Raw genomic sequence first — 12,795 nt, forward strand, 5'->3', positions numbered from 1 at the left:
ACTTAATCAATTAAAAATTAAAAATGCAAAATTAAAAAAAAATGCAAAATTAAAAATTGTGAGATTTAATTTTTAATTTTTAATTTTTAACTTTTAATTAATCGGAGGGGAGATGGGGAAGATGGGCAATTAGGAATTAGCAATTAGCCATTAGCCTTACCAATTAGCAATTAGCAATTAGCAATTAGCAATTAGCAATTAGCAATTAGCAATTAGCAATTAGCCATATTAGCAGGCAACTTGACACTAAAAGTAGAGCCGATGCCAATCTGACTTTCAACTGTAATTTTGCCCCCCATCATCTGACAAAAGCAGTGGCTAATTGCTAATCCTAAACCAGTGCCGCCGTATTTACGAGTAGTAGAAGCATCTCCTTGAGTAAAAGGTTGGAAAATCTGCTGCAATTGCTCAGAAGTCATGCCGATACCAGTGTCAGTACAATTAAAAATTAAACATTCAAAATTAGGAATTGCGGATGAATTAGAATTATTGATATTCAATTGATTATCTATTATTACTTCTGCTGTTGTCATACTTTCTTCCGCATCAATAGCCGCTATTTCCCTACTCACTGCTAAAGTAATCTTGCCATTGTGGGTAAACTTGGCAGCGTTGCTCAGTAAGTTTAATAAAATTTGGCGTACCTTGGTGATATCAGCGTGCATGGTGTGGATATCGCTGGTTTTTATCACCTCTAAAATATTTCCATTTTTCTCAGCTAGCGGTCTGGCAGTAGCAGCAACATCATCAATTAAATCATCGACACTGAAAGTTTCTAAGTAAAGATCCATGCGACCAGCTTCTATTTTAGAAATATCGAGAATGTCGTTGATTAGTGAGAGTAAATGTTTACCAGAAATGTGGATTTTATGGAGATCGGGGGTGAGTTCTTGGTAGCCTAAATCTTCCGTTTCCTCTTGGAGCATTTCGCTATAACCGATGATCGCATTTAGGGGCGTTCGTAGTTCGTGGCTCATGTTGGCGAGAAAGGAACTCTTTGCCATCGAAGCTGCTTCCGCTGCTTCTTTTGCTAACTGCAAAACTGACTCAAAGTGTTTGCGATCGCTAATATCCTCAATACTGCCTTCGTAATAAAGCACATTCCCATCTCGATCTAAGACCGATCGCACATTCTCCGAAATCCAAATAATACTACCATCAGCACGGTAAACCTGAGACTCAAACCCTGATACTGCACCTCTTTGGATTATTAACCGAGCGAGTTCATCTCGTCTGTGGGGATCTACATAAACTTGGCTTTTGATGTCGCTGACAAGCTCTCGCAGTTCCTCTGGGGAAGAATAACCGTAAATCCTGGCGAGAGCAGGATTTGCGCTGAGAAAGTGCCCTTCTACACTCGTTTGAAATAGACCTTCGGCTGTGTTCTCAAAAATACTGCGATATTTTTCTTCAGCACTGCGAAGAGCTGTTTCGGCGCGCAGGCGATCGCTAGCTTCGATCGCCAAAGATACTAAATCTGCAATAGAAGCCGTAAAATTTTGCTCTTCCTGCGTCCAATATCGGGTTTGTTCGACTTCTTCCAAACAGAGAACTCCCATTACCACACCACCAACTCGGATCGGTGCGTCAAGCATAGAAGCAGTACCAGTAATAGCAAAGTAAGAAGTAGCAAAATCTTTAGTCCGGCGATCGCTGAAGGGATCTCCGGGTGCAATTATCCGATCTTCTTCCAAAGCTTGAAAATATGCAGGGTTATCCGCTGCTACTAATGGCTCGCTGGACTTATGCAAGCCACTGCTGCGCTCAAATAGGTCAAAACATTCCATCTGCGATCGGCTTTCATTGTACAGCCATACGCTTGCGCGTTCGAGTTCAAGAGTGCAGGCAGCAGTTTCGGTAATTTCTTTGATAGCAGCATTCAAATCTCCTCGGTATAAGGCTTTATTTCGTGCTAGTTCTACCAGGGCCGAGTTTTGCCGGAGTAACTGTTTTTCTGTCTGCTGTCGTGCTGATTCTGCCAGTTTGCGATCGCTGATATCCCGCGCTACCCAAATTACTGATTCCTCTGAAAGTGGGGAAATACTAGCTGCGAACCAGATTTCGCGATCGCCGATCGTCAAGTTGTACTCAACATTGACAGTCTGCTGAGAATCTAAGCTATTGTGGATATAGCCGACAAAAGTATCAGCAAGTGCTGGTGGAAAAACTTCACCAATCGTTTTACCAACTAAATCTTCCATCGGTTTGTACGTCAGTGCTTGATTTGTCGGCGCGATTTTTAAATAGCGGCCATTCCTATCCAAAACTAGAATTAATTCGCTCATCCCTGCAAACAGCGCCCGCAGTTCCGCTTCCGCAGATTGGAGTTTAGCTGTACGTTCTATAACTCGCTGTTCTAGATCGACATTTGTCGCTTCCATAGCTGCAAATGACGAGCGTAACTGTTTAGCCATCAAGTTGAAAGACTCAGCTAATATCCCCAGTTCTTCAGCAATTGGCACCTCAACCTTTTGGTTTAATTCCCCCTGTGCCATTGCTTTTGTGGCTGCACTTAAGCGTCGAATTGGGTTAGTAATCCAGCGGGAAGTGTAAATTGAAAGCACGATTGCCACTACCAAAGCTGCCACACAGAACAAGAAAGTAGTACGGTTATTAGCATTGATGCCGTCCATAAAATCGGCTTCGGGAATTGCCACGACTATCAGCCAATCAATTCCTTTACCATCAGCCAGGGGAGCCACAGTTAAAAATTGATTGCGAGAGTCAACATTGAATGTTATATGAATCGGTTCCTGAATTAGGTCTAAATTCCCAAATTGTTGATACAGAGACTCCGCCGCTGAACGAATCAATAGATTATTACTGTTAGTTGCCTTTAAGCGTTTTTGTCCCTCAGCAGTCTTGACAAAAGGCAACTCTGTTGTTGAACTAGCAACAATATCGCCACTGCGCTCGATAATAAAAGCCTGTCCCGATTTGCCAATTTTTAAGCCTCTGAGAAAATTGCTAATTTGCTCTAAGGTTAAGTCGATTGCCAGCACACCTTGCAATTCGTTATTCTCATTGTAGATTGGGGTGGCTGGCGTGATCCCCAGAACAGGCATCGCGGTAAATTGATAGATAGGAGACCAAGTAGATTGACGCGATCGCACGGCCGCTTTGTACCAAGGCCGAGTCCGAGGATCGTAATTGTCTGTTTTCACCAACTCAACGCGATTTCCCTGACTATCGAGGCGGTAAATTTTACGGGCAAAATCTGTAGACTCGTCTTTAATATAAACAAGAGGAGGATTTTCTCTCTTAAGCAGTAGAAATTCGCCCGAAACACTACCATAATAGATCGTGGTCACGCGATCGCTGACTTGAGTCTGATGCCAGAAATAGCGTTCTAAGCTAGGAAAATCTTCTGGATCTAAATTTCCGGCTCGAATTGCCGCCGTATTCAATTCCAGAAATAAGTTAGATGCGTCTGCAAAGCTTTGAAAATGCTCTTGAGTGCGACCAGTAACTTCTAGACTCAAATTGGCCGCTAAATCATTAACTGCCTTCTGTCCGTTGCGAAAAGACAGCCATCCCGTCAACCCTACTGCTGCGGAGATTTGCAGCACTAGCGGCACTAAGAACACAAGACGCAGCGGCACCTTGAGCGATTTAGAAGAAATCCGACTGGTTAGAGCTTTCAAGAACATTTGTTTACAAATACCTACCGGCTTCTATATCACATTATTGCTCAGCATCAGGTTCCCATGTCAAACAATTAAAATTTGCGGTCTGTGTCAGCTTAGGTAACGCAACTTGCACGTTTTGGAGATAGCACTATATCTCATTGTTGAGAGCGGTCAAAACTTACTTTTTCAATTGGATTTTTAATGAAGTCCAAAAATAATTTACCCACATCTGTAATGCGATCAACTTTAGCGGATTTACTGCTATGATCGCAATAATATTTACCTTCCTCGATAATTTTATCAATATCTTCGCTTTGCTTGAAAACTACTATATTTGTATCTTGATAAGGATCGAGAGAACCTACATTTCTCAAATTTATAGGAAGCGGTGGAATAGGATTGGGAAACTGTCTTCCGTATTTTATATTCTTTTCTTTAGCTACATATACCTCTTTCAAATATATTAAACCTTTGACTTGTAAATCTTGTAGTACCTGATTATAAAAAGGGCGTTTTACCTCAAGACCTTCTTCAATAACTTGTAGGTCATTAGCATTATATTCATGCAAATACCTGAGTAACATCAAATGCCAACTTGTAAATTCATCTAGCCAATTTAGAAACATTCTCTGTATATCTGCCTCTGGTGCATTTGGTAGTCCAGCATTTAAAACTGTGTTCCTCAATGCAGCTAATTCCTGTTCTTGGTGGTGACGCATTGCAATCTCAAAAGCAGATATTAATGTAGTCTGAAAGCTAGGACTGTTTACGGGAAAATTTTCAATTTTAGCGTTTATTTCACTGATAGCCTCTAGAAGATTTAGTAAAAAATTTCCCAACCGCTGATTTGCGGGATACTTGACATAAGTTTCATATATAAAGGATACTAATGACCCTCCAGGTAGGAGATTAATAATGGCTTTGCCGCCATTATAAAGTTTGTCGCTATCGCTGTTTTTACTAAACTGTTCTAGTTGTAATTTAAGCTCTTCGACTTTTGAATCTGCCATATCGATTCCTCAAAGTGATTCAGGGTTGGGGACGCATCCATCAAGCTTAATTTAACTTAACTCTTCTTTTATTGCCATTCCTGGATTTTCGTAGCGATCGCCCTCCCCTCTCCCTGCAATCTGCTATTCAAGCGATCGCCCTCCCCTCTCCCCTCATCCCTTCCCTCCAACTCAAGCGCCACTCTGCCACAAGCTATATTAAAATCTATAGTTCCACAAGCGCCACGCCTTCCAACCAGCTAAACGCCCCCAAACTAACATCCTATAAATCTAAAAATGACAGTCAGAGTTCGCATCGCCCCCTCTCCCACCGGCAATCTACACATCGGTACCGCCAGAACCGCCGTATTTAACTGGCTATACGCCCGCAACACTGGCGGTAAATTCATCCTGCGGATAGAAGACACAGACTTAGAGCGATCGCGCCCAGAATACACCGATAACATCCAAACAGGTCTCACCTGGCTCGGCCTCACTTGGGATGAAGGCCCCAGTTTCCAATCCCAGCGTCTAGACTTATACCGTCAAGCAGTCCAAACCCTCTTAGACAAAGGACTCGCCTACCGCTGCTACACCAGCGCCGCAGAACTCGACCAAATGCGGGAAGAACAGAAAGCCAAAAAACAAGCCCCCCGTTACGACAATCGCCACCGTCACCTAACCCCCGAACAGCAAAGCGCCTTTGAAGCCGAAGGCAGACAACCCGTAATCCGCTTCATCATCGACGACGATCGCACCATATCCTGGCATGACATGGTACGCGGAACCGTCACCTGGAAAGGCAGCGACCTCGGCGGCGACATGGTAATCGCTAGAGCTTCCAGCGGCGATAACATCGGTCAACCTCTTTACAACCTCGCCGTTGTCGTCGATGACATCGACATGAACATCACCCACGTCATCCGAGGCGAAGATCACATCGGCAATACTCCCAAACAAATTTTGCTCTATGAAGCCTTGGGAACCGCACTCCCGGAATTTGCCCACACGCCGCTGATTTTAAATAAAGAAGGACAAAAGCTGTCTAAACGCGACGGCGTAACCTCTATTTCCGACTTTAAAGACATGGGTTATACGCCGGAAGCATTAGGCAATTACATGACTTTGCTAGGTTGGACACCCCCCGATTCCACCCAAGAAATCTTTACGCTACCGGAAGCAGCCCAACACTTTAGCTTCGATCGCGTTAACAAAGCAGGCGCTAAATTTGACTGGGATAAACTCAACTGGCTCAACAGTCAATATCTACACAAAATGGCAGTGCCGCAACTGACAGATTTGTTGATACCCTATTGGCAGGATGCGGGGTATGACTTCGATCCAGCGAGCGATCGCCCTTGGCTCGAACAAATTACCTCTCTGATTGGCCCTAGTCTCGTCCGTCTTAAAGATGCCGTCGATATGAGCAAATTATTCTTTACCCCAACCTTGGAGTACGAAGAAGAAGCCACTGCTCAATTGCAGCAACCAGGCGCAGCAGACGCATTGCAAGCGATTTTAGAAGCACTATCGAGCTGTCCACAGTTAACATCAGCCCAAGCTCAAGAAATCACCAAAAAGGTGAGCAAAGAGAAAAACGTCAAAAAAGGGCTAATCATGCGAACTCTCCGGGCAGCTTTGACAGGGGCAATGCACGGCCCCGACCTGATAGAATCGTGGGTAATCCTTCACCAACGGGAAATGGATATCACCCGCTTGCAAGAGGGCATTAAAAGTTAAATTTTCAAGAGGCTGGTGTCGTGGCTGAAATTCCTAACCCAGAAAAACCGGAAACAGAAGTAGTTGCCGAAACTGCTACTCCCGAACAACCAGAAACAGAAGTAGTTGTCTCAACTGCTAGTCCAGAACAACCAGCAGAAGTAGTTGCCGAAACTGCTACTTCTGAACAACCAACAGAAGTTACAGCCGAAACTGCTAGCCCAGAACCGCCAGCAGTAAATTACCTCCAAACACCTGCGGCAAATCCGTTTGAAACGATTGCCAGCACTGAAATAACTACCCCAAATCAACCTGAACAACCTGTTATAGTAGCAAAAATGTCAACCTCAAATCCACCTGAAACTGTTATCATCGTCGAAGATACTGCCGCAGACAAATCAACAACCCAGTCAACAACCCAGTTGCAGCAGATTAAAGAACAAATCCTCTCAATTTTGTCCCACCTCCCAGATTACATCAGCGGCTTTTATCAAGAGTACAAAAGCCAGCTCACTCTTCTGGGTTTGATAATAGCCTCAATTATCGCCTTCAAAATATTTCTGGGCGTAGTGGACGCGCTAAATGATATCCCCTTCCTAGAACCAACTTTTGAGCTAATTGGAATTGGATACTCAAGCTGGTTTATCTACCGCTATTTACTGAAGTCCTCCAATCGCCAAGAATTATCTCAAAACATCCAAATTCTCAAAGAACAAGTTTTAGGACGGAAATCCTAAATAGTTAACGGTTAACTGTTAACGGTTAACTGTTAACCGTTAACAGTTAACGGTCAACAAATACCTAATTGCTGATGCACTCCGCTAAATCCCACACATGACCAATCGGAAAAGACGCAAAGGAGTATTAGTTTTAGCACTAGCAATAGCTGTGTTTATTCTGCTGAACAATGTCTTAGCGATCGCTCAAGAAAAGAACTCAACACCTATCTTTGAAGATGTCACTCTCAGTCTGGATTTTTCTCCAGATCCGATGACAATCAGAGGTCTTAGCGGTGGATTTGTAGTAGCTCAAGAAACAGCAGGCCGACAAGAAACCGTTACAGGGCCTTGCATTGGTTTTATAGATGGAAAGCCAGACCATAAGTTAGTTTTAAGGAATTTTTTCGAGTATCTGAGCATTCAAGTGAAAAGTTCCGAAGATACCACCTTAATAGTACGCGGGCCCGGTGGCACTTGGTGCAATGATGACTATGAAGGCAAAAACCCAGGTATTGTCGGTCAATGGCTTTCTGGTAATTATGATATTTGGGTTGGTTCTTATGAAAGACATAAATATTCTCCTTACATCATCAGAATTTCTCAGAAGAATATGCAGTAGCAATGCTATTAGATCGATCGTAAGTAAATCCATCTAAATAAATATTAAAATAGATATGACTAAAAAGCTTGCTGTGTAAACATTCTTCCCTACCTATAACATCATGTCACTCAGAGAATTGAAACCCAAACTTCAGGCTTTGACCCCTGCTGAAAAAACCGAAGCCATACAGATATTAGCCCAAAGTTTAGCATGGCCAGGAATTGAAAAAACTCCCGGCGTGTGCGGCGGCGACGCTAGAATCGCCGGAACTCGGATTCCCGTTTGGCTACTAGCTGGTTATCGCTGCGACGGTACTAGCGATGCTCATATCTTAGAAGGCTACCCGAATTTAAGTCAGGCTGAGCTGGAAAAGGCCTGGGCTTATGCTGAAAAGTACCCAGATGAAATAGAAGCCGCTATCAAACGAAATGAGGAAGCATAACAGATGGCGCGTTTTTATACAGATGAACAATTCCCTTTTCCAGTTGTTCGATTTCTTCGCGCTTTTGGTCACGATGTCTTGACTGTTCAGGAAGCTGGAAATGCTAACCAAGGAATTCCAGATGAAGACGTATTAGCCTTTGCGATCGATGACAACCGTATCATTTTAACGCTCAATCGGGATGATTTTATCGCACTCCACAGATTACATCCCGATCATACCGGCATTATTGTCTGCACGAGAGACCAAAACTGGGAAAACCTAGCTACAAGAATAAATGAGGCTATCTCTCCTTTTGAAACACTAAATGGTCAGCTAATTCGAGTTTATCGCCCTCAACGGTAAAAATCAAACGAAAATTAAAATGCGATCGCGTTGACCTAGCATTATAGGACTTACGCATAGAGTCCCAGAAACCGGGTTTTTGAGATGATCTGTGGGTAACAACGAAGTATTTTCGTTAAAAAACCCGGTTTCTTTGGTTGGGTACGTAAGTCCTGATTAGCAACTATCCCAACAAATTTCCTACTTAGTAATAATCTCAGTAACTACCTGGCCACCATTTGCATCCCCTTGCACAACCACAGTTTCATTTTTAAGTTGTCCCGCAGCCTTGGGCCCAGTTAAATTAAACTCAGGATCTAATTGACGATAAACCACATTTCCTATAGCATCAAAAGTCTGAGTTTTTAAATACCAAATAAAATTATCTGTATTCAATTGAGCATTACGTTTCTCCCCAATTCCAACAACATTTCCAGTTAAATAAAAGACATCTTTTTCTAAATCTCCCCGGCCTTGATTCCCCCTCATTGTCACTTTTTCTTTAAGTTGAATAACAGTCACCGGCCCCGGCGAAACCACAAGTTCAGCCGGAAAATTCCAACTCATAATATTACTAGATATCTGCAACGGTGGGTCTGAAGGCAGTAACTGAGCATTTTTCGTCAAGTTAGCAATTTTGAGTTTTAAATCAACATCAGCTTCGTCAGCATAAGCTCGATCTGTAATTATTTTATTCTTGTAGCGATCGATTTGCACTGGGCGATCCCCGATCATCTTTTGCCGATCTAATAGCCAAATTAAATGTTCAGTTCGTAACTGTAAAACAGGATCTTTAATATTAGCAACCACAGACCCGAATAACTCCATCCGCTTAGCGCGACTAAAAACTCGCGCCTCCTTAGCTGAAGCTATTGCCTGTTTATGATCTCCCGTTAAATTATTACGAACAATCAGTAAATCTTCCTTTGGTCGCCACTCTAACTCATTTCCCCGTAGCACTATACCATTGCGGGGATCGGTAGCTACAATCTTGCCTTTAAGTATAATTTGATTGCTATCTTGGCGTACCTCGCCAGTCTGGGCCTGAATTTGATAAACTTCTTTGCCATCTTGAAAGAGTTTACCAGTGGGATTTTTAACATTAACTACTTTTTTGTCTTTACTATAAGTAGCTTGCTGGGATTTTACCGTCCATAGTCGTTCCCCTTTTTCATTAGCCTGTTCGAGAGTCACATCGCTCAAAGTTAATGTGCTATTTAACTTTTCAGCAGCAGTAATATCTTCGGCTAATTTGTTTTGCTGGGTTACTTCTTCAGTTCCACAAGCGACTATTCCCAAAAGCAAAGTAACTAAAGCTAGTGGTAGTGTTTTGGAAAATTTGGGACTTGGGATTTTAGATTTGGGATGAATCATTGTTAATTGGTAGTTGCTAGTGGTTAGTCGTTAATTGTTAGTTGTTAAGTTGTTTTTTCCACTAACTACTAACCACTAACCACTAACAATTATTATCTATCTTCATGATCGTCCATCAAGCTAATGCCAGACAAGGGACGATAAGCATAATTCGGGCGATTAGTTTTTTGGATATCTTCCTTAATTGATTCCAAATCAATATAGCGGTCTGCTACATTAATTAAACTGTCGCTGGTCATCGATCGCAAACTCACTACCTCAACTCTGACTCCGCGATAGCTGACAGCATCCACAGCATAAGCGAGATCGCCGTCACCGCTGACTAAAACTGCTGTATCGTAAGAACCCACCAAAGCCATCATGTCCACAGCAATTTCTACATCCAAATTAGCTTTTTTAGAGCCGTCTGGAAGTTGCACCAAATCCTTAGAAATCACGCGATATCCATTGCGGCGCATCCACAGTAAAAATCCTTGCTGTTTCTCATTTGTGCGATCTACACCTGTGTAGAAAAAAGAGCGTAACAACCGCGAACCAGCAGTTAAACGGCACAACAGCTTAGTGTAATCGATTTCAATTCCTAATTGTAAAGCAGCATAAAATAGGTTAGAGCCATCGATAAAAATTGCTACTCGACCTCTATTTTCTAGAACCTGTTCTGGAGTGAAAAGGTCGTGATTGTCTAGTTTACTCAACATGATTATATGCCTCAATTTTTTATGAAAGATTTAGGTAAGAGAGTGATTGGTAATGGTAATGGTGATGACGCTACTCACACCGATGATAGCTCCCAACTATGAAGAAACTGATTGTAAGACTTCAATGCGTTTAAAAACTGGCTGGGGTTGCCTTAAAGCTTGATTTGCTGGCAAAGCACCCCAGATAGCTTGGGTCGCAAAGGTTGCTGAATTATTAATCGCAACCTGGTCGTTAAAATCAATTGCAAAACCTAGCTGCTGATAGATAGCACTGCTGATATTGGGAATAATGGGTGATAAAAGGTAAGCTGCTAGTCTAACAGATTCCAAACCAGAATACAGGACTTCTCCAACGGCATCTAATTGTCCCTGCTTATATAAAGTCCAAGGTGCGCGATCGTCAATCAACTTGTTACCAGTTCGCACTAAAGCGAGTACAGCTTCGCAAGCTTGGCTAAAGGCCAGACTTTCGTAAGCTTGAGCCGTGCGATCGCCTAAAGTTAAACCCATTGACTTAAGCGGGTTATCTGCCGGAATGTCTTCGCTTTTAACATTAGGAACCAAGCCGCCGCAATATTTGTGAGCCATGCTTAATGTGCGGTTAACCAAATTACCCAAGTTATTTGCTAAGTCTGCATTCAAAGTATCGATAAACCGAGATTCATTAAAATCACCATCCTGTCCAAATTCAATTTCTTTTAGGAAGTAATAACGGACTGCATCTGAACCATACTGATTGACTAATGCCACAGGATCGATGATGTTACCATCAGTTTTACCCATTTTTCTACCATCTTTGGTCAAAAATCCGTGTCCGAATATACGACCAGGCATTGGTAGATTGGCAGACATCAGCATTGCTGGCCAGTAAACTGCATGAAAGCGCAGAATATCTTTGCCAATTAGATGCAGATCGATCGGCCACCATTTTGATAGAGCATTCTCTAAGGTAGGTTCGCTATCAGGATCGAGCAGAGCCGTAATATACCCCAAGAGCGCATCAAACCAAACATATATAGTATGGCGATCGTCAGCAGGAACCGGTAAACCCCAGTCAAGATTTATCCTAGAAATTGAAAAGTCTTGCAGTCCGGTGCTGACAAATTTCAGCACTTCGTTGCGTCGGCTTTTGGGTTGGATGAAGTCAGGCCGCTGTTCGTAAAGCTCTTGAAGTTGAGCTTGATAGCGGGAAAGGCGGAAGAAGTAATTTTCCTCGTCACGCCACTCGACTTCTTTGCTGGTATGGATAGGACACCTTTTACCAGGAAGTAGGTCGCGTTCTTCTTTGAACTCTTCGCAAGAGACGCAATACCATCCCTGTTGCTGGCTCAAATAGATGTCGCCTGCTTCCCAAACACGCTGGAAAAATTCTTTAACTATGAACTGGTGGTGGGGTGCTGTAGTGCGGCTAAAACGGTTATATTGGATATTTAGCTGCTCCCACAGAGACTCAAAGCCAGCGGCAATTAGGTCGCAGTGAGCTTGAGGCGATCGCCCCAAACTTTCAGCAGTGCGCTGAATCTTCTGACCATGTTCGTCTGTTCCCGTAATCAGCAAAACAGATTTTCCCCGCAGTCGCTCAAACCTAGCTGCTGCATCCGCTGCCATCGTTGTATAAGCGCTGCCAACGTGAGGTAAATCATTTACATAGTAAAGAGGTGTTGTTAAAGCAAAGGTGTCTTTAGTTATATCGGTCGATTTCATTGAATGCTAAAGAAGTTTCCTAAATCTCGCTTGGATCATAACTCAGTATTTCCATTATACTCTAGTTGTTTTTTGTACCAGGTTGGCTGAAATTCAGAAAAAATACCCAAACCCTGTTTTTACAAAAAGATAATTATCTCTAATTTCAACTTTAATGTTTCTTCAATATTTTTGGCTAATTCTAAAACAAATTTTAAGATTCTCGCTTCAGTGGGTCTTCGAGACTCTTGAAGTCAACCCCAGGGATATTGGCTCTAGCCTTCCTCAGTGCTGAGCAATTTCTTCATTCTGAATGCTCTTTGAGTCAGTCAGCAAATAAATGCGGAATACAGCGATATAGCAACCGCCAAGGTGGTTAGGACATTCTAGTTTCCTCAAACCCTTAATTCTATTCCCTTCTTCTTCTTCCCTGAGCATCGGAGCATCGTAGCATAGTCCCTCTTCTTCCCCTTCTTCCTCTTCTTCCCTAGCCCTGAGCATCGGAGCATCGTAACCCCTCTTTCCCTCTTCTTCCCCTAGCCCCTAGCCCCTAACCCCTAACCCCTCTTCTTCCCCTAGCCCCTCTTCTTCCCCTAGATTTCTACTTTATGACTGAG

Annotated in this window: 11 protein-coding genes; 5 read left to right on the forward strand and 6 right to left on the reverse strand. The window is 42.9% G+C overall.

What is annotated here, in order from left to right; all coding sequences use genetic code 11:
• Positions 1 to 212: 212 nt before the first annotated feature.
• Together PN499_RS23580 and PN499_RS23585 are read right to left on the reverse strand one after the other, a co-directional pair.
• Complete coding sequence (locus PN499_RS23580) at positions 213 to 3,650, reverse strand: PAS domain S-box protein (protein ID WP_272035159.1); 3,438 nt, start codon at positions 3,648 to 3,650, stop codon at positions 213 to 215.
• A 134-nt stretch (positions 3,651 to 3,784) separates the two neighbouring features.
• A complete protein-coding gene (locus PN499_RS23585) occupies positions 3,785 to 4,639 on the reverse strand; it encodes a hypothetical protein (RefSeq protein ID WP_272035161.1) in 855 nt (284 codons plus the stop codon).
• A 276-nt stretch (positions 4,640 to 4,915) separates the two neighbouring features.
• Between PN499_RS23585 and gltX the strand changes: the two genes are divergently transcribed.
• The 5 genes from gltX (at position 4,916) to PN499_RS23610 (ending at position 8,444) form a co-directional block, all read left to right on the forward strand.
• Complete coding sequence (gene gltX, locus PN499_RS23590; protein WP_272035163.1) at positions 4,916 to 6,358, forward strand: glutamate--tRNA ligase; 1,443 nt, start codon at positions 4,916 to 4,918, stop codon at positions 6,356 to 6,358.
• Positions 6,359 to 6,378: 20 nt separating this feature from the next.
• The gene (locus tag PN499_RS23595) at positions 6,379 to 7,074 is read left to right on the forward strand and encodes a CAAD domain-containing protein (RefSeq protein ID WP_272035164.1); all 696 of its coding nucleotides are present in this window, start codon (positions 6,379 to 6,381) and stop codon (positions 7,072 to 7,074) included.
• Positions 7,075 to 7,171: 97 nt separating this feature from the next.
• Entirely contained in the window at positions 7,172 to 7,675 is a 504-nt protein-coding gene (locus PN499_RS23600) for a hypothetical protein (protein ID WP_272035165.1), read from the forward strand.
• A gap of 103 nt (positions 7,676 to 7,778) precedes the next feature.
• Entirely contained in the window at positions 7,779 to 8,099 is a 321-nt protein-coding gene (locus PN499_RS23605) for a DUF433 domain-containing protein (RefSeq protein WP_272035166.1), read from the forward strand.
• 3 nt (positions 8,100 to 8,102) lie between these two features.
• Positions 8,103 to 8,444, forward strand: a complete 342-nt coding sequence (locus PN499_RS23610; RefSeq protein ID WP_272035167.1) for a DUF5615 family PIN-like protein — start codon at positions 8,103 to 8,105, stop codon at positions 8,442 to 8,444.
• Positions 8,445 to 8,624: 180 nt separating this feature from the next.
• Here the strand turns inward: PN499_RS23610 and lptC are convergent, their stop codons facing one another.
• The 4 genes from lptC to PN499_RS23630 all read right to left on the reverse strand — a co-directional run bounded on the left by lptC (position 8,625) and on the right by PN499_RS23630 (position 12,679).
• Positions 8,625 to 9,797, reverse strand: coding sequence for an LPS export ABC transporter periplasmic protein LptC (lptC, locus tag PN499_RS23615; protein WP_272035169.1), 1,173 nt, complete (start codon positions 9,795 to 9,797; stop codon positions 8,625 to 8,627).
• Positions 9,798 to 9,889: 92 nt separating this feature from the next.
• Positions 9,890 to 10,495: a LabA-like NYN domain-containing protein gene (locus tag PN499_RS23620; protein ID WP_007356859.1), complete on the reverse strand. Its 606-nt coding sequence runs from the start codon at positions 10,493 to 10,495 to the stop codon at positions 9,890 to 9,892.
• 96 nt (positions 10,496 to 10,591) lie between these two features.
• Positions 10,592 to 12,199: a methionine--tRNA ligase gene (gene metG / locus PN499_RS23625; RefSeq protein WP_272035172.1), complete on the reverse strand. Its 1,608-nt coding sequence runs from the start codon at positions 12,197 to 12,199 to the stop codon at positions 10,592 to 10,594.
• A gap of 264 nt (positions 12,200 to 12,463) precedes the next feature.
• On the reverse strand, positions 12,464 to 12,679 hold the full coding sequence (locus PN499_RS23630) for a hypothetical protein (RefSeq protein ID WP_272035174.1): 216 nt from the start codon (positions 12,677 to 12,679) through the stop codon (positions 12,464 to 12,466).
• Positions 12,680 to 12,795: the final 116 nt, after the last annotated feature.

The sequence above is a fragment of the Kamptonema animale CS-326 genome (assembly GCF_028330895.1).
Taxonomy (GTDB): domain Bacteria; phylum Cyanobacteriota; class Cyanobacteriia; order Cyanobacteriales; family Microcoleaceae; genus Kamptonema; species Kamptonema formosum.